Here is an 18,607-nt window from a genome sequence, read left to right as displayed (position 1 = left end):
CGCATGCGGCTGATCGTGCTCGGGTGCTCCGGCAGCGGCCCCGGTCCCGAGTCCCCGGCGTCGGGTTACCTGGTGGAGGCCGGCGGCACCCGGATCGTCCTCGACCTCGGCAACGGCACCCTGGGCGCGCTGCAGCGCCACCTCGACCCGTGGTCGCTGGACGGCGTGGTCTTCAGCCACCTGCACGCCGACCACTGCTCGGACTTCGCCTCGCTGGTCGTGCACCGTCGCTACCACCCGCGGCCCCCGTTCGACCCCGGCGTCGCACGGCTGCCGGTGCACGCCCCCGCCGGTGCGCACGACCGGTTCGCGCGTGCCTACGCACCGACCGCCGCCGAGCTCGCCGAGACCGACCTCACCGACGTCTTCACCTTCCACGATCTCGCCGCCGGCGGCACCTGCAGGATCGGCACCGGTGCCGACCAGATCCAGGTGCGGGCCTTCGACGTCGTGCACCCCTGCCCGGCGTTCGCGTTGCGCGTCGAGCACGGTGGGCGGGTGCTCACCTACTCCGGTGACACCGGCGCCTGCCCGGGGCTGGTGGAGGCCGCCCGCGACACCGACCTGCTGCTCTGCGAGGCCAGCTGGCCGCACGGCGACCACAACCCGACCGGGGTGCACCTGTCCGGGCGCGAGGCGGGTGAGCACGCCACGGCGGCCGGAGCGCGCCGGCTGGTCGTCACGCACGTGCCCGCCTGGTACGACCGCGACGAGCTCGCCACCGAGGCGAAGGCCGCCTTCGACGGTCCGGTCGAGGTCGCCACGCCGGACGCGGTCTTCGAGGTCTGAACCCGGTTCCTACGATGGGCGGGTGACACGAGTAGAGGGCAGGGCGGACGGACGGGCGGACGACGAGCTGCGCCCCGTGACGATCACCCGGGGCTTCCAGAAGCATCCGGCCGGATCGGTGCTGGTGGAGTTCGGCGACACGAAGGTGCTCTGCGCGGCCAGCGTGGCCGAGGGCGTCCCGCGGTGGCGGAAGGGATCGGGTCTCGGCTGGGTCACCGCCGAGTACGCGATGCTGCCGTCGTCGACCGACACCCGCTCGTCGCGGGAGTCGGTGAAGGGCCGCGTCGGCGGCCGCACGCACGAGATCTCCCGGCTGATCGGCCGCTCCCTGCGTGCCTGCATCGACCTGCGTGCGCTCGGCGAGAACACCATCGCGATCGACTGCGACGTGCTGCAGGCCGACGGCGGCACCCGCACCGCCGCGATCACCGGCGCCTACGTCGCGCTCTGCGACGCCGTCACCTGGCTCGGCGAGCACGGCAAGCTGTCCGACCCGAAGCCGATCTCCTGCCAGGTCGCGGCCGTGTCGGTCGGTGTGGTCGACGGCCGGGTCCGGCTCGACCTGCCCTACTCCGAGGACTCGCGGGCCGAGGTCGACACCAACGTCGTCGCCACCGAGACCGGGACGCTGATCGAGGTCCAGGGCACCGGCGAGGGCGCCACGTTCGCCCGCAAGACCCTCGACGCGATGCTCGACTCGGCGCTCGCCGGGATCGAGCTCCTCGCGCGGCTGCAGGTCGAGGTGCTCGCCGCGCCGCATCCGAAGCTGGCGGCCGAGCGGGCGGCCGCCGCGGCGGAGAACCCGGTCGGGGGCGGCGCCGAGTGACCCGGGTCCTGCTCGCCACCCGCAACGCCAAGAAGCTCGTCGAGCTGCGCCGGATCGTCGACGCGGCCGGGCTCGACGGCATCGAGATCATCGGACTCGCCGACGTCGACGAGTTCCCCGAGGCGCCCGAGACCGGGGCGACGTTCGCGGAGAACGCCCTCGCCAAGGCCCGGGATGCCGCGCTGGCCACCGGGCTGCCGGCGATCGCCGACGACTCCGGGATCACCGTCGACGCGCTGAACGGCATGCCGGGCATCTTCTCCGCCCGCTGGGCCGGCAGGCACGGGGACGACGAGGCCAACCTGCGGCTGCTGCTCGGTCAGACCGAGGACGTGCCCGACGAACGCCGCGGCGCCGCGTTCGTCTGCGCCGCCGCCCTGGTGACCCCGCAGGGCGCTCGGCGGGTGGCCCCGGGAGCGGTGGAGCCGGGAGCGGTGGCGCCGCGCGCCGACGGCCCCTCGCCGCAGGAGGCTGTCGCGGCGGGAACCGGCGACGGTGTGCCGGGCCGGATCGTGGTGCACGGAACCTGGCGGGGGACCCTGCTGCGGGCACCGCGCGGGGAGAACGGGTTCGGCTACGACCCGGTCTTCGCCCCGGAGGGCGAGACCCGGTCCGCGGCGGAGCTGTCCGCCGAGGAGAAGGACCGTGCGTCGCACCGCGGGATCGCCCTGCGGGCGCTGGCCGGGCACCTGCGGTCCGCACTGTGAACGCCCCCCGGGCCGCCACGCGGGCCCGGGGACGGCCGGCTCACTGCGGGGGCGGCTCCGCCAGCACCCGCTGGGCGACCTTGAACGCCGAGTTCGCGGCCGGGACGCCGCAGTAGATCGCAGTCTGCAGCAGGATCTCGACGATCTCACCGTCGGTGAGCCCGTTGCGGCGGGCCGCACGCAGGTGCATCTCCAGCTCCGCCCAGTGCCCGTGTGCGACCAGCGCGGTCAGCGTCACCGCCGAGCGCATCCGGCGATCCAGGCCCGGCCGGGTCCAGATCTCGTTCCACGCGTAACGGGTGATCAGCTGCTGGAACTGCGCGGTCGTCGCGTCGGTGTTCGCCAGGGCCGCGGCGACGTAGTCGGCACCGAGCACCTCGCGGCGCACGGCGAGACCGTCGGGGTCCAGCTCGGAGGGGTCGATCCCGTCGTTCGCGGTGCTCATGACCGAAGCCTCTCACGGCCGGGACGACCGGTACGTCCCGTGACGCGAGGCGTGACGCCGGTCGCGCCGGGGGCCTGGGTACCGTTCCTCCCGTGCGGTGGTGGCGTCCCCTTCTCGGCTGTCTCGGCCTGGTCCTCGTGGTCAGCATCGTGGTGGTCGTCGCCCGGGCCTACGGCGTGCCCGTGGTGCCGCAGTTCGGCGAGGTGCGCCGGGTGGTCGAGGCGGCCGGCCCCTGGGGGCCGGTGGTGTTCGTGCTGCTCCAGGTGTTGTTGAACGTGCCTCCGTTCCCGCGCACCGTGTTCACCGTCTCCGCCGGGGTGCTGTTCGGCGCGGTCGTGGGCACCGCCCTCGCGATCGTCGCGACGACGCTGACCGCGGTCGTCGCGTTCGCGATCGTCCGGTTCACCGGCGGCGGGCTGATCACGCGCTGGGCGGATCACCCCCGCGCGCTGTGGGTCCGGCGGCGGCTGGACCACCACGGCACCCTGGCCGTCACGTCGATGCGGCTCATCCCGATGGTGCCGTTCGCGGTGATGAACTACCTGTCCGGGCTCTCAGCGGTGCGGTTCTGGCCGTACCTGGTCGGGACGATCATCGGCTCCGCCCCCAGCACGATCGCGATCGTCGCGCTCGGCGACGCGGTCACCGGTCATGTGCGGCCCTCGCTGCTGCTGGTCTCGGCGTTGTGCGGGGTGGTGGGGCTGGCCGGGGTGGTCGTGGCGGCCCGGCGGCCCATCCCCGAGGGGACGGGGCCGTGAGAGCCACGGGCCACCAGGCCACGGTGCCGGCGACGGGAGTCGAACCCGCACTCTCGGCCACCTAAAGACCGTGCCTCTGCCGTTGGGCTACGCCGGCTTGCTCTTGCGTGCGCACCAGGTATCGGTGAGCGCGTGGCAGTTGGGGCACAGAATACGGAGGTTCTCCAGTCGGTTGTCAGTGTGGTCGCCGTTGACGTGATCCAGGGCCAGCGGCAGCGGCCGACCGAGCCACTCCGTCAGCCCGCATTGCTCGCAGCGGGCCTGTTTGATGCCGGCCGAGATCAGCCGCCGGCGTAGATGACCGCTGCTGCGATGTGGCGAGTCCCGGACGAGGATCTCCTCGAGCGGGCGGGGCGTCCGGGTCCGCACCGTGCGGCCTCTGGCCCAGCTGCGGCCGCGGAAGTGCGTGGTGTCCAGCCCGAGCCGCCGGATGTGCCCGACGACGAGCCGGTGGGTTCCGCCACTGGGCCGGTAGCCGAGCCCACGCAGCACCGCCGCGAACGTGTCGGAGCTGCGGACCAGTTCAGCGAGCTGATCATCGGTCCAGTGCTGCCGGCGACGCGTCGATGCAGCGCCCGGGATGTGCCCGGCATCGGCCCCGACCCGCACGATGTGCTCCCGCAACCAGTCGTAGCGGCCCGGCCGCACGCCGAGTCGCCGGCACACCTCGCTGAGCCGGGTCGAGGCGGCCACCGCCTCGACGAGCTGCTCGTCGGTCCACCGGCGGGCGCGCGGCATCAGGAAGCGCCGTGCTCGCCGCCCGCCCGGCGGACCGCGGGCACCTCAGACCTTCCAGTCCTTGCGGAGCTTGGCGACGTGACCGGTCGCCCGGACGTTGTACTTCGCGTCCTCGATCGTGCCGTCCTCGCCGACCAGGAAGGTCGAGCGGATCACCCCGGTCACGGTCTTGCCGTACATGGTCTTCTCCCCGAACGCGCCCCACGCGGTGAGGACCGTGCGGTCCGGGTCGGACAGCAGCGGGAACGTCAGTCCCTGCGCGTCCCGGAACTTCGCGAGCTTCTCCGGCTTGTCGGGGGAGATGCCGATGACGTCGATCCCTGCCCCGTCGAGTTCGGCCAGGTTGTCGCGGAAGTCGCACGCCTGCTTCGTGCAGCCCGGCGTGCTCGCGGCGGGGTAGAAGTAGACGATCACCTTGCGGCCCCGGTGGTCGGAGAGCGACACGGGCTTGCCGTCGGCGTCGGCGAGGGTGAAGTCGGGGGCGGGGTCGCCCGCCTGCAACCGGGTACTCATGACGCCCAGCCTGCCACCCGGCCGACCCCGCGCCACGGTGGATACGCAGGCTGTGGACAACCCCGTCCGGTGGGCTCCGTCCGTGGACGGGTACGGCCCGTCGCGCGCGGGTGCGCGACCCGGTGGCTACGGTGTGGGCCACGCCGCCCGCGTGGATCCCGGTGATCGGGCTCCGGTGGGCAACGAGCACGAGCGACGAGCAACAGGAGAGTCCCGGGCGCGCAGTGCGCACCGGCCGAGTCGGAGGAGACGTGGTGGCCCGCGACCCCGAGCACATCCAGCGCGAGATCGAGAAGACCCGGGACGCGCTGGCCGACAGCCTGGACGCCCTGGCGGACCGGGCGAACCCGAAGAACCTGATCGAGGGCGGCCGCGAGCAGATCGCCGAGAAGCTCGCCGACCCGAAGATCAAGTACACGCTGATCGCGGTGGGCACCGTGGTCGGGCTGCTCGTGATCCGATCGATCTTCCGCTGAGCCGGGAAGGCCGGGATCAGGTCAAGGTCTCCCGGAACTCCAGGGTCGCGGCCCGGTCGGCTCCCGCTGCGAGCGGCTTGCGGTAGCGGGCGATCCGCCGGGCCGCCCCGAACCCGACGACGGCGACCAGCTCCTCCCCGCGCAGGTATCCGACCGTGGTGCCCTTGATCTCACCGCCGTCGAGGCCGTCGCCGTGCAGCGGCAGCATGCCGTCGGCGAGGTCCGGTCGCCCGATCAGCTGGATCTTCAGTCCGAACTGGTCCGACCAGAAGTAGGGCACGGTCGGCGGCGGCGGCTCGGCCCCGGCGATGTCCCGGGCGACGACCGCGGCCTGGTCGACGGCCGAGGTCCAGTGCTCGTGCCGGACACGGTCGCCGAACCGGGGATCGACCCAGGCGGCCGCGTCGCCGACGGCCCAGACCCCCGGCAGCCCCTCGACCCGGCCGTGCTCGTCACACGGGATCCCGCCGGCGAGGTCGGGCCCGGCGGGTTCGAGCCAGCCCAGGTCGAGCCGCCCGCCGATCCCCACGACGACCGTGTCGGCGTTCAGCACGGAACCGTCGGACAGGCTCGCGCCGGCGTCGGTCAGCGCGGACACGGCCACCCCGCAGCGCAGGTCGGCACCGGCCTCGGCGGCGAGCCGGGCGGCGAGCGCGCCCACATCGGGACCCAGCACCCTGGCCATCGGGACCGGGCCGGCCTCCAGCACGGTCACCGCGAGCCCCCGGTCCAGGGCGGTGCTCGCGACCTCGGCGCCGATGAAGCCGGCTCCGACCACCAGCAGCGACGACGAGTTCGCCAGCGCTGTACGCAGCGCATCGGACTCCTCGACACTGCGCAGGACGTGCGCGGACCGGGGCTGATCGTCGAGCGTGCGCGGCGCGACACCCACCGCGAGCACGATCGCGTCGGCGTGCAGGGTGCTGCCGTCGTCGAGCTCGACCTCACCGGGGCGCAGTGCGACGGCGCGCCGCCCCAGATGGGTCCGTACACCCAGCTCGGCGAGGCCCTCGGCCGCGATCAGGTCGAGTTTCGACCGCTCCCACTCACCGGCCAGGTACTGCTTGGACAGCGGCGGACGGTCGTACGGGAGGTGCTCCTCGGCGCCGACCAGGCTGATCCGGCCGTCGAAGCCGGACCGGCGCAACCCCTCCACGGTGCGCAGGCCGGCCAGGCCCGCCCCGACGACCAGTACGTGTTCCGCTCCGCTCACAGAGCCCCCTCCCGCTCGGAGCCGGCTCCGCTGCCGGCCGCTCCGGATGATCCTCGCCGCTCCCCGCACGGCTCGTGCGGGGGCATCGGTCACAGCCGGCGGTCGTCCGGGTCGAGCCGGCTACGGAGCCGGTCCAGGGTCTGCGAGAGCAACCGGGACACGTGCATCTGGGAGATCCCGACCTCGTCGGCGATCTGGGTCTGGGTCCGGTTCCCGAAGAACCGCAGCATCACGATGGTGCGTTCGCGCGGTGCCAGCTCGGCGAGCAGGGGGCGCAGCGACTCGCGGTAGTCCACCCGGTCCAGTTCGGCGTCCGCGTCGCCGACCAGCTCACCGACGGTGGCGCTGCCGTCCTCGGAGGACAGCATCTCGTCGAGCGAGGAGCTGCGGTACGCCTCGGCGGCCTCCAACCCCTCCAGCACCTCGTTCACCGGGAGATCGAGGTGCTGGGCCAGCTCGGAAGGCTTCGGCGCCCGGCCGAGCCGCTGGGACAGCTCGGAGACCGCGGCGTTGATCGAGACGTGCATGTCCTTGAGCCGGCGCGGCACCCGCATCGACCAGCTCTGGTCGCGGAAGTGTCTGCGGACCTCACCGGAGATGGTGGGGACGGCGAAGGAGAAGAACTCTCCACCCTTGCCGGGATCGAACCGGTCGATCGCGTTGATCAGACCGACGGTCGCGACCTGGACCAGGTCGTCGAGCGGCTCGCCACGGTGATTGAACCGGCGCGCGATGTGCTGGGCGACCGGCAGGTAACCGGTGACCAGCTGGTCCCGCAGCCGCTCACGACGTGGGTCGTCGGCGTCCATCGCGGAGTACTGCTCGAGGATCGGGGTGAGGTGCGCGTACTCGGGGTCGGCCGTCACTGCCCGGGCCCGGCGAGTTTGTGCAACCGGATCGTGAGGGCCGGGCGGCCACCGTCCTCCGCGCCGGTCTCGACCGCGACCTGGTCGGCCAGCGTCTGGAGCACCCGCCAGCCGAAGCTGTCGGTGGGGAGCTCGGTGGCGCCGCGGGTGAGCACCTGGGCCGCGACGTCGATCCGCTCGCCGTGCACGTCGAACGTGCACCGCAGCGGCGAGCCCGGTGCGGCGAGTCCGACCAGCGTCGCGCAGGCCTCGTCCACCGCCATGCGGAGGTCGGAGATGGCGTCGAGATCGAAGTCGGCTCGGGCCGCGAGGTCGGATGCGACCGCGCGCACCGTCGGGATCAGTGCGGGCCGGGCGGCCGTCCGGATCTCGACCGTCGACGCGGTGCCCTGGTCGGCGGGAACGCTCGTGGATTCCTCCTGGGCCACGCTGGGACGTCCTTTCATCGGCTTGGTTTCGGTGCACGGTGGTGTGGATGATGGCGTGTCGCGGCGCCGTGCGCAGGCCCCGGCACGGGTGTCACGGCACGGGGATCCCGGATCGGTCCGGGACGACCGTGAACAGCTGGGCCGAGCCGGTGACCTCGAGCGGGCGGAGCACCGCCCGGCTGGTCGCCACCACGAACAGTCTGCGCTCCTCGCGGGCGGCCTGCCGGGCGGTGTTGATGAGCACCCCGAGGCCGCTGGAGGCGAGGAAGGTGACCCCGTCGAGATCGATCGCGATGTGCCGGTCGGCGTGGCGCATGAGGTCGTCGAGTGCGCTGCTGAGATGCGGTGCGGTGAGCGTGTCGATCTCACCGGAGACGCTCAGCACGGTGAGGCCGGTGCGTGGCGAGGAGAACGACAGGTCGAGGCCGCAGGGAAGAACTCCGTGCCGGTCGGCCGACCGTTCCTCGTCTCCGGGCGGCTGCGCCGAGATCGATCCGGGCAGGGGGATCACCTCCAGTCGGTCGCGTGTGGCGTCGACTGCTCGGGGCGTCCCCGCCGGCTGCTCGACGGGGCCTTGCGGACATGGTCGTCACCGACCCCGCAGGGCGGTGACCCGACGATACCGGCCGGTCCCGGGGGGCCACGGCGGGCGCCTGGCTCTAGGCTCGGCGAGGTGACCCGGCACCACACCCCCGGTCCGGACGCCGATGGCCGGCCTTCCGGCCCCCCGCCCGAGGACGCCGTCGACCGGGCCGTCGACCAGGCGGTCGCGCTGTCGAGCGGACTGCTCGGCGAGCAGCCGCCCGCACCCTCGATGCCGCACGTTCGCGGCGGTGCCACGGTCGCCGTCCTGATGATCGACATCACGGCGCGGCGCATCGTCTACGCCAACACCACCGCGCTGGAGCTGCCCGGGGAGACGACGGCGCTGCCGGTCGGCGTCGGGGAGTGGGCCGCCGCCGTGCGGTTGACCGACCCGGACGGGCGGGATCACCCGCCGGGGGAGTCCCCGCTGGACCGGATCGCGGCGGGGGAGCAGGTGCCGGGGGAACCGGTGGCGTTGCACGGTCCCGGGCTGGTGCCCGATCGCGAGGGTGTCCCGGTGGACGGCGGCAGCGGTGAGACCGCCGAGACCACCCTGGTCTGGATGACCGGGTTCGCGCTGGCCGATCCGGCGGTCGGGGCCACCGACACCTACGACGGCGGGAACTCGCGGGCGTTGGTCGTCCTGCTTCCGCTGGCCGGGTCCGGGGGTAGGGACCGGGATCGGGACCGTATGGAGTTCCTGCGCGACCGCGCCGTGCTGGCCACCGAGATGTCGTTCACGATCTCCGACCCGCAGCGCGAGGACGACCCGCTGGCCTGGGTCAACCCGTCGTTCGAGCGGTTGACCGGTTACCCGCTCGACGAGGTCGTCGGGCGCAACTGCCGGTTCCTGCAGGGGCCGAACACCGACCGCGACGCCGTCGCCAGGATCGCGCGTGCGTTGCGTGAGCAGCGCCCGATCACCGAGGTGCTGCTGAACTACCGCCGCGACGGGACGGCCTTCTGGAACCAGATCTCGGTGTCCCCGGTGCTCGACGGCGAGGGCAGGCTCGTCAACTTCGTCGGGGTGCAGAGCGACGTCACCGAGCGCGTCATCGTCGAGCAGGAGCGCCGGGCGGCGCTGGCCGAGGCCGAGCAGGCGCGGGCCCAGCTGCGTCTGCTCGCCGAGGCGACCACGCAGATGACCTCCGCGTTCGGCGTCGCCGACGTCTGCACCCGGTTCGCCCGGATCGTGGTGCCCGAGCTCGCCGATCTGTGCACGGTGGACCTGCTCGACGCGCCCGACGGTGAGAGCCGCCGGCGTCTCGGCGTCGCCGCCCGGGACACCGCGGACGAGGAGCTCCTGACCCGGACCGGACCGCTGCGCACCTCCCGGCTGGAGGAGCCGGCCGCCGCCGCGATCCGGGCGGGCCGCCCGCACCTGGTCGGGGAGCTGCCCGAGAAGGGCCGTGACGCGCACCCCGACGATCCGTTCGCCGCGGACGAGTACGAGCGGCTGCGGTTGCGCAGCGCGATGGTCGTGCCGATGCTGGGCCGCGGGCGGGTGCTGGGGCTGGTCACCTTCCACACCCAGTTCCCCTACGGCCGCCGCTACACCCACCGTGACCTGCACCTGGCGTCCGATCTGGCCGGTCGGGCCGGGCTGGCGGTGGACAACGCCCGGCTCTACGAGGTGGAGCGGGCCGCTGCGGCGACGTTGCAGCACAGCCTGCTGCCCGCGCTGCCGGAGGTGCCCGGCATGCACGTCGCCGCGCGGTACCTGGTCGGCGCCGACGGCAACCAGGTCGGTGGTGACTGGTACGACGTGCTGCCGCTGCCGGACGGTTCGGTCGGCGCCGCGGTCGGCGACGTCGTCGGGCACGACCTCGCCGCCGCGGCGGCGATGGGTCAGCTGCGTGGTGTGCTGCGGTCCTACGCCTGGGGTGGTGACCGGCCGGGGTCGGTGCTGGACCGCTGCGACCAGCTGGTGCAGGGGCTCGACATCGCCGCGATGGCGACCGCGGTGTACGCGCGGCTGGGCCCGGCGGGCCCGGACGGCTCCCGGGAACTCACCTACGCCAACGCCGGGCACCCCGCTCCGCTGCTGCGCGAGCCGGGCGGGGCGCTCGTCCGGCTGGACGCCCACCACTCACCGATGCTGGGCGCGCTGCCCGAGTTCGGTCGGGCCACCGGGGCGCGCCGGGACGAGGCCACGCTGACCTGCGCCGCCGGCTCGCTGCTCGTCTTCTACACCGACGGTCTGACCGACGTCGTCGGTGAGGATCCCGACGAACGGGCCGAGCTTCTGGAACGCACCGTGGCGGAGATCGAACCGGATGCGACGCCGGATGCCGTGGTGGATCGGGTGCTGGAGACGTGCCGGTCCGGCCGGCTGGACGACGACATCGCGCTGCTGGCGATCCGGCTCGACGACGACCGCGGATGACCCGGACGGCCGACCGGCGCTCACGGAGCGCAGGCGACCGCCCGCCGGACGTGTGAGGCCGTTCGACCGTCCGGCCGTCGATCGTGACCGGTGATCGTCCGGGCCACTTCGTGACTGCCTCACGCACCGGGGTGCGCGGTGGTCGCCGTAGTCACCGATCCGCTCGCGGCGCCCGCGCGTCCACTCGTCCGGCCGGGGGTGTGGCCGGGGCGTCCCGGAGCCCGGTCCGGGGTCTAGTGTCCGGCACGGGAGCAGCGGGCGGATCCGGAAGGCGCGTGATCGTCGTGGGGCAGGACGTGGCCCGGCCGCGCAGACTGGTCGCGGTGGCGCTCACGGAGGCCGAGTCCGCCCGCGCCGGCGGCACCCTGGCCGAGCTGTCCGGCAGCGCCGGAGAGACCGATCTGCTGGTGGTGCGTACCGATCCGGCCGGCGGCCGGCGGCTGGTCGAACCGGCCGACGCCGAGGACTACCCCGGCGACGACACCGTGGAGGAGCCGGAGCCGATCACCATGCCGGTCACCCGGGTCCCGTCGGGGACGGTGCGGCTGCACCGGCTCGGGCTGCGCTGGACCCTGCAGGACGGTGACGAGGAAGATCTCGTGGCTGCGTTGTCCGAGCTGGTCGGGTTCGATCCCGGCGACGACACGTTCTGCGTGGCGCCTGCCCCGACCGGTGTGGTGGCCGACCCGGAGATCGAGGTGGTCCGGCGCGCCGTCCGCCGGGTGGCGCGCGTGTACGGGCTACCGGTGCTGCCCTACCGCCCGCTGGGCTGGTCCGGTTCAGGCCAGGACGACGCCACGGTCGCGGCGGGGACGTGTGCGGCCGAGCGGCCCGGTGCTTGAGTGGCCGGTGTCCGAGCGACCCGGCACCGGAGTGTCCGGGGCTGAGTGCCCGTCGCCCGGGTGACGGCCCGGTGGCCGAGCGGCCGGTCTGCTCGGCGGTCGAGCATCCCCGCGACCGATTACCCGTCGCCCGGGAGACCCGGTGGCCGAGCCCGCGGGCGCGGCGCTGTTGCTCCGGTGACCGAGCGGGCGGTGCCGTGCGGGCTCAGCCCGCCGCGGCGACCATGCCGGATGTGCGGGCGCTGTCGCGACGTTCGAGCACCGCACGCCGCTCGGACTCCCCGAGCCCGCCCCACACACCGAAGGGCTCGCGGCTGGCCAGCGCGAAGCGGCGGCACTCCTGGATGACCGGGCAGCTGCGACAGACCTGCTTGGCCTGCTCGGTGCGCCGGGACCGGGACGGGTTGCGCTCCCCGTCGGGATGGAAGAAGACCGCACTGTCCATCCCGCGGCACGCACCGAGCCGCTGCCACTGCCATTCGTCGTCCATCGGACCGGGAAGCCGGGAAATGTCGCTCACGTGCTCACCTCGTCGATCGGCACCCGGGAGCGGGCTCTGTCTGAGGGCCGGTTCCCGGGCACGACCCGCGGCAAACGTGGCCGCGCGAGGACCCTGGTTCATGAGGGGGTATCCCCTCTCGGTTCGATCCGCGTGCCGCCGTCCGGTTCGGGACCATCGGCCCTGTTCACGCGGGAGATCCCGGTCGACGCCACGAGGGCGAGCCCCGGTCCGTCATAATATGTGATGTGTCTCACATGCCCTAGGAGTGCAGGGCGGCGCGCACGTCGTCGTGGATGTCGAACAGGTGGTGCAGCCCGGCGATTCCGATCGGTCGAAGGACGCGTCGTTCGGTGCAGGCGATCCGCAACTCCACTCCGGCCCGGTGGGCCTGCTCGCGGAGCTCGATCAGGGCGGCCAGCCCGCTGGTACCGAGGAACCGGACGCCGTCGAGATCCAGCACGACGAGCTCCACCGACGGAATCCGGTCGGCGACCGCGACCCGCAGATCCGGCGCCGTCAGCATGTCGAGCTCACCGAACACCGAGACCACGACGACCCGCTCGGACGGCGTCTCGGTCTCGATCCGCAGGCTGTCCACCGGCTCGACGTCGTCCTGACCGTCGCCCGGTGCTGTCGCGTCGATGCGGGTCGTCCCACCGGGCGCGCCGTCGGCGTCGCCGGAGCCTGGGCGGCGGGGATCGGTCATTGGCACGACGGTAGGCACCCCCGCGCGGCTACGCCACTCGGAGCGCGGGGCCGTTCGCGCCACGCTGCGCAACGATCGGCGCAGCCGGATACCGACCGTTGCCGGTGCACAGCTGCGGCCGGGCACCTGACGACCGGGGACGGCCGCAGATCAGGACGGGGCCGGACGTCCGACCGCGATCGTCCGTCGGCGCACCCGTGCCGCCCGTGGCCGCGTCGGCTGCGCCGGCCGGGTCGAAGCCCTCCCGGTGGCAGGCAGGTAGCAGCGGAGATCACCCTGCCGAGACCACGGCCCGGCTCGCTGACCGGAGATCGCCGCTCGGACATCACGGTCCGGATCGCTGACCGGGGACCACTGACCGGACATCACTGCCCGGACATCACTGACCGGACATCACTGACCGGGCTGGCCGCCGCCCGCCGGGGCGTCGGCGCGGCTCTCGGACGCGCCCACCTGCTCCGGCCCGGCCCCGGGGGCCCGCTGCTCGGGCAGCGAGACCGCGGGAAGCGCGCCGGTGTCCGACCCGCTGACAGCGGCCGGTCCGGCACCCGTGCGGGTGGCCGATCCGGCCTCCGCGATCCCCGCTGGTCCGGCGCTCGAACCGGTTGCCGATGCGGCGCGTGCGACTCCGTCGGCAGCAGCGCTCGCGGCCCCCGCCGGTCCCGCGCCCGCGACGCCGGCTGGTTCGGCGCCCGCGAGGCCGGTTGATGGGGCGCCCTCGCGCCCGGCTGATCGGGCGCCCGCGAGGCCGGCTGGTTCGGTGCCCGTGCGCGCGGCTGGTTCGGCGCCCGCACCGGTGGCTGATGCGGCGCCCGCACCGGTGGCTGATGCGGCGCCCGCGCCGGTGGCCGGCTCCGCACCCGCGGTCGCCGGAGCGCGCAGGGCGTGCGCGGGTGCCGGGCGGGGCCGCGGCGGGGTGGCGCCCGGCACCACCGGAACCGGCCCGGTGTCCGACGACGCAGAACCGGCCCGCTCCGGGTCGGGCACACGCACGGGCCGGTCCCCGGGGAGCGGGGGCGGCCCGTCCAGCCGGCCGATCTCGGCGCCGAGCAGCGCGTGCACCCTGGCCAGCTCCGCACGCACGCTGCTGCGCAGGCCGTTCACGTGGGCGTGCATCGACGCGGCGGTGTCCGCGACGAGCTCGCTGTCGCGGCGCGCCCTCACCTCCGCGGCCAGGGCCCGGTCGACCTCGGCCCGGGCGTCGGAGGTGATCCGCACGGCCTCGGCACGGGCCTCGTCGGTGATCCTCGAGGCTTCGGCGCGCGCGTGCTCACGCAGCGTCTCTGCCTCGACCTCGGCGTCCCGGCGGCGCTGCGCGGCCTCGTGCTGGGCCATCCTGAGCACCTTGTCGGCGCGCATGCCGAACGTCTCCTGCGGCGTGGAGCGGACCCGCTCCAGCTCGGCCGCGAGCGCCTCGGCCCGCCGGACGGCTTCGGCCCTGCCGGCCTCCGCCTCGGCCAACGCGCCCTCGGCGGCGGCGAGCCGCGCCACCAGCTCCTCGACGGGCGGTGCGGAGTCGGTCAGCGGGGCGTCGGCGCTGCCCTCGCGGTGCGGTGGGGCACCCGCGGCGTCGTCGCCGGTGGTGGTGCGGGTCCGCTCGTCGTCGCGCACGTCGTCGGAGTCGGTGCTCCCACCGCCAGCCCGGCCCGGGTTCAGCTCCGGGGTCACGTCACCGTCCACGTCGCCGCTGGTCCTTCCCGACGCGGTTCCGGAACGCCTGCGCCCGAGGAGCTCGCTCCACCGGTCCGCCGTGTCGCCCCGGCGCCGCTCACCGCGTACCTTGCTCACGCTGTCCTCACGGTGCGTCAGTCTCGGTGCCCGGAGCGTTGCCGCACAGCCCCCGTTCGGCGGACGGGGCCGGACCGGCGGCCGACGGTGGGTGGCCCTGCGCCGCAGGGTCCACGGGTGCCCGGAGGACCCTCCGCCGGATCGGGTGACGATCGGGCCGACCGTCGAGGTCGCCTAGGCTCGGGCCGGTGCAGCCCCTCGACCGATCGTGTGCCCGTACCCGCGCCTGGGTGGACGAGGCGATGCGCCGGGTCCAGGCCGATGCGAACCGGTCCGCCGACACCCACCTGCACGTGCTGGACCTGCCCGCCGAGTGGGGTGTGCAGGTCTACCTGAAGGACGAGTCGGTGCACCCCACCGGCAGCCTCAAGCACCGGCTGGCCCGGTCGCTGTTCCTGTTCGGTCTCGCCTCGGGGTGGATCACCGAGGGCACCACCGTGGTCGAGGCCAGCTCCGGGTCCACCGCCGTGTCCGAGGCCTACTTCGCCCGGCTACTCGGGCTGCCCTTCGTCGCGGTGATGCCCCGCTCGACCAGCCCGGAGAAGGTCGCGCTGATCGAACGCGAGGGCGGGCGATGCCACTTCGTCGAGAACGGCGTGCAGGTGTACGAGGAGGCGGAGCGGCTGGCCGCCGAGTCCGGCGGGCACTACCTCGACCAGTTCACCTACGCCGAGCGGGCCACCGACTGGCGCGGGAACAACAACATCGCCGAGTCGATGCTGCACCAGCTCGCCGAGGAGCGGCACCCGGTGCCGGAGTGGATCGTCGTCGGCGCCGGGACCGGTGGGACGTCGGCGACGATCGGCCGCTACCTGCGCTACCGGCGGCTGCCGACCCGACTCGCCGTCGTCGACCCGGAGAACTCGGCGTTCCTGAACGGCTGGGCGCTCGGCGTGCCCGACTACGCGACCGGCCTGCCGTCGCGGATCGAGGGGATCGGGCGGCCCCGGATGGAGCCGAGCTTCGTGCCGTCGGTGATCGACCGGATGTTCCCGGTACCGGACGCGGCCAGCGTCGCCGCGGCCCGGCACCTGCGGGAGCGCACCGGTCGCTGGGCCGGCGGCTCGACCGGCACCAACCTGTGGGGCGTGTACCAGCTGGTCGCCGAGATGCTGCGGGAGGGACGGCAGGGCAGCGTCGTGACCCTGATCTGCGACGGCGGCGAGCGCTACCGGCACAGCTACTACGACGACGACTGGGTCGCCGCCGAAGGTCTCGACCTCGCGCCGTACACGGCGACCCTGCAGCAGTTCATGGCGACCGGCCGCTGGGAGCCGCCCGCGCAACCGGCCTGACCGGAGCTACCGCCGGTACAGCAGTGCCGCGGTGGCGAGCAGCCGCCGCTCGGACCCGGGACGGCCGACCAGCTGCACGCACGTGCGGCGGCCTGCCCCACCCAGCACCGGTGTGACCAGGGACGGCAGACCGGCGAGGTTCCAGGCCGCGAACCCGGTCGATCCGGCGGCCACCGGACCGGCGGGCGCGGACAGCAGCCCGGCCTCGGCGCCGGCGTCGTCGAGCCAGCCGACCATGCGCTGCCGCCACGAGGCGGGGGTGGCGGGGCGCAGACCGCCGAGCCGGCGCACCCGGCGGCCCCGGCGCACCGCGCTGCGCGCCGCCCGCGGCAACTGCGCCGGATCGAGCTGCAGGTCCTCCACCCGCCGGGCGAGCCCGGCCTGCCTGCGCCGGGCCCCGTGCACGGGCAGCACCGCCCGGTACGGCGGATCGGCGGCGACCAGCCCGATCCCGGCGGCGTCGAGCAACCGGATCGCCTCCTGCACACCGGCCGTGGCGGCCGGGCCGGCGAACCGGGCCCGCCCGGTGCGCAACGAGCAGGCCAACGAGCCGGCCGGCGGGCCGGGATCCGGGTCGTGACCGTGGTGGACGCCGGTGGTGATCGCGTCCAGCGCGGCGAGCACGTCCAGCGGGTCGGCGGCGACGAGCGTGGTCTCGGCGAGCCCCGACCAGCGGCGTTCCTCACCGGGCGGCAGCGGGAGCACCCGGCGGCCCGGCTTGAGCGCGGTCAGGCCGTGCGCGGCCGCGGCGGCCCGCAGCGCGCCGTCGCCGTCGATGCCGATCCCGAGCGGGACCAGACCGGCGGCGACCGCGGCAGCCGTCGCCCGACCGCCGGGGGAGCCGTCCGGCCCGATCGCGAACGCCGCGGTCCGGGCCCGGCCGGCGACCAGTGCACCCGCGGCGCGCAACCGGCGGACCGGCTCGTCACCGCGGCCGGCCACCGAGATGCCGTCCTCGACGGCCACCGTGACGCCGGCGAGCGGCAGCGCGAACCGGTCGGCCCGGCGGTCCACGGCGGCGGCCGCCGCACGGAGCGGTTCGGCGTCGACCATGAGCAGCGGCGCCGCTGTGCCGGTGAGCTGCGGTGGCGCTGTGTCGGCGAGCTGCGGCGGCGCTGTGCCGTCGGTGAGCTGCGACAGCCCGGGGGCGGCGCCGACCGCGTCGAGCAGCGCGTCGGCGACGGCCGCGGCGCTCCGGCGACCGGCCCGGACGTCGTCGGCCACGTCCCGGAGCGGATCGGGCCGCGTCGGGGCCGTACGGGGGAGCTGGGTGCGGGGCGAGCTCGTCGCACGAGCCCGCGCGCCCGACGGGGGTGAGGTCACGCCGTCCGGAGCGCCTCCGGGACCCCGTCGGCGACGTCGAACAGCGACAGCAGGCTGGTCGCCTCCAGCGCACGGGTCACGGCGTGCGAACCGCACACGAGCCGTAGCCGGCTGTCGGCGCCCTCGGCCTTCTCCTTGGCCTCGACGAGGGCGGCCAGCCCCGCGGAGCCCAGGAACGTGACCCGGGACAGGTCGACCACGAGCAGGCTCGCGGACGGGATCTGGTCGGCCAGGCGCTCGGTGAGTACGGGTGCGGTCATCGTGTCGATCTCGCCGTGCACGTGGACGACGACCGCGCCGCCCGCGTGCTCGACCACCTCGAAGCGGACGACCTCGCCGACGTCGGGGCCCTGGTCGTCCCCCACCCCGGTGGGCGTCTCACTGCTCATGTGCCTCGTGCTCCCTCGACAGTCGTTGCCGTCGGTGGGCGGCCCGCGCACGGCGGGGCCTCACCGTGGGTGACAACCGGCCGCCGTTGCTTGACGTGCCGTTCGTGCAATTCAGGTCCCACTGTAGCCAGGACGGCCTTTCACCCTACGGCCGCGGTCACGGGTGGCACAAACGTTCCGCGCGCCCGGACGAGTGAGGTTCCACCGGCTGCCGGGCGGGATGCCAGGGTGGTGTCCATGAGCGCAGACCAGCCCGCCCGGTTCGTCGTGCGGATCGGCGTGCGGAGCTACGAGATGGACGTGAACGGGCACGTCAACCACGCTGTGTACCACCAGTACGCCGAGCACGCCCGGATGGAGCACTTCCGCGCGAGCGGCCTGTCCGAGCACGCACTGGCCGGGCACGGGCTGACCGTCGTGCTGTTGTCGACGACCGTTCACTTCCGGGCCGAGCTCAGGGCGGGGGAGACCCTGGAGGTCGACTCGGAGATCACCTTCACCCGCCGGAAGCCGTTCACGATGAGTCACCGGATCCGGCGGATCGCCGACGCCGCCGGAAACCCGGTGGACGATCTCGCGGCCGAGGCGCAGTGCACGATGGGCGTGCTCGATCTCGGCACCAGGAGGCTGGTCGCCGATCCGTACACCCGTCTGCGCGCGGCCGCGACCGACGGCGCTCTGCTGGGGCCGGCACCCGGCTGATCGCCGGGCCGGCGCTCAGGCCGGGAGGACCGGGGTGCGCTCGGCCGTGTGCCCCGGGACCACCACGGCCGGGGCCTCCCTGATCAGCGGCGGCACCGCGCCGCCGGCCCGGCGCACGGCCCGGCGCGACCGCAGGTAGGCGCGGGGGCCGATGAGCAGCCCCCGGGTGCGGGTCTGGTCGGCATCGTCGGGGATGGCGTCGCCGGCGCCTGCTTCGCGGGCGGAGATGTGCCGGAGCCGGGCCAGTGCCGCGGGTAGCCGGCGCAGGGCCACCGCGCGGCCCTGCGGGGACAGCGCGACCTTGGTCAGGAAGCTGCCGAGTCCGACGGC

At 74.4% G+C, this 18,607-nt stretch carries 22 protein-coding genes and 1 tRNA gene; 9 read left to right on the top strand and 14 right to left on the bottom strand.

Annotated elements, in window-relative coordinates:
* Positions 1-3: 3 nt before the first annotated feature.
* From AB0J24_RS28205 to AB0J24_RS28195, 3 genes are read left to right on the top strand one after another with little or no spacing between them, the layout of a single operon-like run.
* The gene (locus AB0J24_RS28205; RefSeq protein WP_358686865.1) at positions 4-789 is read left to right on the top strand and encodes an MBL fold metallo-hydrolase; all 786 of its coding nucleotides are present in this window, start codon (positions 4-6) and stop codon (positions 787-789) included.
* 22 nt (positions 790-811) lie between these two features.
* A complete protein-coding gene (gene rph / locus AB0J24_RS28200) occupies positions 812-1,615 on the top strand; it encodes a ribonuclease PH (RefSeq protein ID WP_358686863.1) in 804 nt (267 codons plus the stop codon).
* A complete protein-coding gene (locus AB0J24_RS28195) occupies positions 1,612-2,322 on the top strand; it encodes a non-canonical purine NTP pyrophosphatase (protein WP_358686862.1) in 711 nt (236 codons plus the stop codon). The genes rph and AB0J24_RS28195 overlap by 4 nt, the downstream gene beginning before the upstream one ends.
* A 40-nt stretch (positions 2,323-2,362) precedes the next feature.
* Here the strand turns inward: AB0J24_RS28195 and AB0J24_RS28190 are convergent, their stop codons facing one another.
* Positions 2,363-2,767, bottom strand: coding sequence for a carboxymuconolactone decarboxylase family protein (locus AB0J24_RS28190; protein WP_358686860.1), 405 nt, complete (start codon positions 2,765-2,767; stop codon positions 2,363-2,365).
* Positions 2,768-2,859: 92 nt separating this feature from the next.
* Between AB0J24_RS28190 and AB0J24_RS28185 the strand changes: the two genes are divergently transcribed.
* Complete coding sequence (locus AB0J24_RS28185) at positions 2,860-3,525, top strand: TVP38/TMEM64 family protein (protein ID WP_358686858.1); 666 nt, start codon at positions 2,860-2,862, stop codon at positions 3,523-3,525.
* 24 nt (positions 3,526-3,549) lie between these two features.
* Here the strand turns inward: AB0J24_RS28185 and AB0J24_RS28180 are convergent.
* From AB0J24_RS28180 to bcp, 3 genes are all read right to left on the bottom strand, one after another.
* Positions 3,550-3,622 (bottom strand) — tRNA-Leu (locus AB0J24_RS28180).
* A complete protein-coding gene (locus AB0J24_RS28175) occupies positions 3,613-4,218 on the bottom strand; it encodes a hypothetical protein (RefSeq protein ID WP_358686857.1) in 606 nt (201 codons plus the stop codon). Before AB0J24_RS28175 ends, AB0J24_RS28180 begins: the two co-directional genes overlap by 10 nt.
* A gap of 90 nt (positions 4,219-4,308) precedes the next feature.
* Positions 4,309-4,776, bottom strand: coding sequence for a thioredoxin-dependent thiol peroxidase (bcp, locus tag AB0J24_RS28170; RefSeq protein ID WP_358686855.1), 468 nt, complete (start codon positions 4,774-4,776; stop codon positions 4,309-4,311).
* A 254-nt stretch (positions 4,777-5,030) separates the two neighbouring features.
* Here bcp and AB0J24_RS28165 point away from each other — a divergent pair, with 254 nt between their 5' ends.
* Positions 5,031-5,252 (top strand): DUF3618 domain-containing protein, encoded by a 222-nt coding sequence (locus AB0J24_RS28165; protein ID WP_358686853.1) that lies wholly within the window; start codon positions 5,031-5,033, stop codon positions 5,250-5,252.
* A 16-nt stretch (positions 5,253-5,268) separates the two neighbouring features.
* Here the strand turns inward: AB0J24_RS28165 and AB0J24_RS28160 are convergent, their stop codons facing one another.
* The 4 genes from AB0J24_RS28160 to AB0J24_RS28145 all read right to left on the bottom strand — a co-directional run bounded on the left by AB0J24_RS28160 (position 5,269) and on the right by AB0J24_RS28145 (position 8,270).
* Positions 5,269-6,465 (bottom strand): FAD-dependent oxidoreductase, encoded by a 1,197-nt coding sequence (locus AB0J24_RS28160; protein ID WP_358686851.1) that lies wholly within the window; start codon positions 6,463-6,465, stop codon positions 5,269-5,271.
* An 89-nt stretch (positions 6,466-6,554) separates the two neighbouring features.
* On the bottom strand, positions 6,555-7,274 hold the full coding sequence (locus tag AB0J24_RS28155; protein WP_358686885.1) for an RNA polymerase sigma factor SigF: 720 nt from the start codon (positions 7,272-7,274) through the stop codon (positions 6,555-6,557).
* Positions 7,275-7,327: 53 nt separating this feature from the next.
* Positions 7,328-7,759, bottom strand: a complete 432-nt coding sequence (locus tag AB0J24_RS28150; protein ID WP_358686850.1) for an ATP-binding protein — start codon at positions 7,757-7,759, stop codon at positions 7,328-7,330.
* A gap of 91 nt (positions 7,760-7,850) precedes the next feature.
* The gene (locus AB0J24_RS28145) at positions 7,851-8,270 is read right to left on the bottom strand and encodes an STAS domain-containing protein (protein WP_358686848.1); all 420 of its coding nucleotides are present in this window, start codon (positions 8,268-8,270) and stop codon (positions 7,851-7,853) included.
* 162 nt (positions 8,271-8,432) lie between these two features.
* Here AB0J24_RS28145 and AB0J24_RS28140 point away from each other — a divergent pair, with 162 nt between their 5' ends.
* Together AB0J24_RS28140 and AB0J24_RS28135 are read left to right on the top strand one after the other, a co-directional pair.
* Positions 8,433-10,730 carry a SpoIIE family protein phosphatase gene (locus AB0J24_RS28140; RefSeq protein WP_358686847.1) on the top strand — a complete coding sequence of 766 codons (2,298 nt, stop codon included), beginning with the start codon at positions 8,433-8,435 and terminating at the stop codon, positions 10,728-10,730.
* 275 nt (positions 10,731-11,005) lie between these two features.
* Entirely contained in the window at positions 11,006-11,572 is a 567-nt protein-coding gene (locus tag AB0J24_RS28135) for a hypothetical protein (protein WP_358686846.1), read from the top strand.
* Between the two features lie 205 nt (positions 11,573-11,777).
* Here AB0J24_RS28135 and AB0J24_RS28130 read toward each other — a convergent pair whose 3' ends face one another.
* The 3 genes from AB0J24_RS28130 to AB0J24_RS28120 form a co-directional block, all read right to left on the bottom strand.
* Complete coding sequence (locus AB0J24_RS28130) at positions 11,778-12,092, bottom strand: WhiB family transcriptional regulator (RefSeq protein WP_358686845.1); 315 nt, start codon at positions 12,090-12,092, stop codon at positions 11,778-11,780.
* Between the two features lie 241 nt (positions 12,093-12,333).
* Positions 12,334-12,780 carry an STAS domain-containing protein gene (locus AB0J24_RS28125; RefSeq protein WP_358686844.1) on the bottom strand — a complete coding sequence of 149 codons (447 nt, stop codon included), beginning with the start codon at positions 12,778-12,780 and terminating at the stop codon, positions 12,334-12,336.
* 393 nt (positions 12,781-13,173) lie between these two features.
* Positions 13,174-14,568: an ATP synthase F0 subunit B gene (locus tag AB0J24_RS28120; protein ID WP_358686843.1), complete on the bottom strand. Its 1,395-nt coding sequence runs from the start codon at positions 14,566-14,568 to the stop codon at positions 13,174-13,176.
* A 242-nt stretch (positions 14,569-14,810) separates the two neighbouring features.
* Between AB0J24_RS28120 and AB0J24_RS28115 the strand changes: the two genes are divergently transcribed.
* A complete protein-coding gene (locus AB0J24_RS28115) occupies positions 14,811-15,863 on the top strand; it encodes a PLP-dependent cysteine synthase family protein (protein WP_358686883.1) in 1,053 nt (350 codons plus the stop codon).
* A gap of 6 nt (positions 15,864-15,869) precedes the next feature.
* Here AB0J24_RS28115 and AB0J24_RS28110 read toward each other — a convergent pair whose 3' ends face one another.
* Positions 15,870-17,087: an amidase family protein gene (locus tag AB0J24_RS28110; protein WP_358686841.1), complete on the bottom strand. Its 1,218-nt coding sequence runs from the start codon at positions 17,085-17,087 to the stop codon at positions 15,870-15,872.
* Between the two features lie 95 nt (positions 17,088-17,182).
* Complete coding sequence (locus AB0J24_RS28105) at positions 17,183-17,575, bottom strand: STAS domain-containing protein (RefSeq protein ID WP_358686839.1); 393 nt, start codon at positions 17,573-17,575, stop codon at positions 17,183-17,185.
* A gap of 237 nt (positions 17,576-17,812) precedes the next feature.
* Here AB0J24_RS28105 and AB0J24_RS28100 point away from each other — a divergent pair, with 237 nt between their 5' ends.
* Positions 17,813-18,277: a thioesterase family protein gene (locus AB0J24_RS28100; protein WP_358686837.1), complete on the top strand. Its 465-nt coding sequence runs from the start codon at positions 17,813-17,815 to the stop codon at positions 18,275-18,277.
* A 15-nt stretch (positions 18,278-18,292) separates the two neighbouring features.
* Here AB0J24_RS28100 and AB0J24_RS28095 read toward each other — a convergent pair.
* The coding region (locus AB0J24_RS28095) for a hypothetical protein (protein ID WP_358686836.1) at positions 18,293-18,607 on the bottom strand (315 nt) is incomplete at its 5' end.

Source organism: Pseudonocardia sp. NPDC049635 (assembly GCF_040659795.1).
Lineage (GTDB): Bacteria > Actinomycetota > Actinomycetes > Mycobacteriales > Pseudonocardiaceae > Pseudonocardia.
The sequence above is the reverse complement of the archived record's forward strand: the minus strand, read 5'-3'. Positions and strand labels throughout refer to the sequence as shown.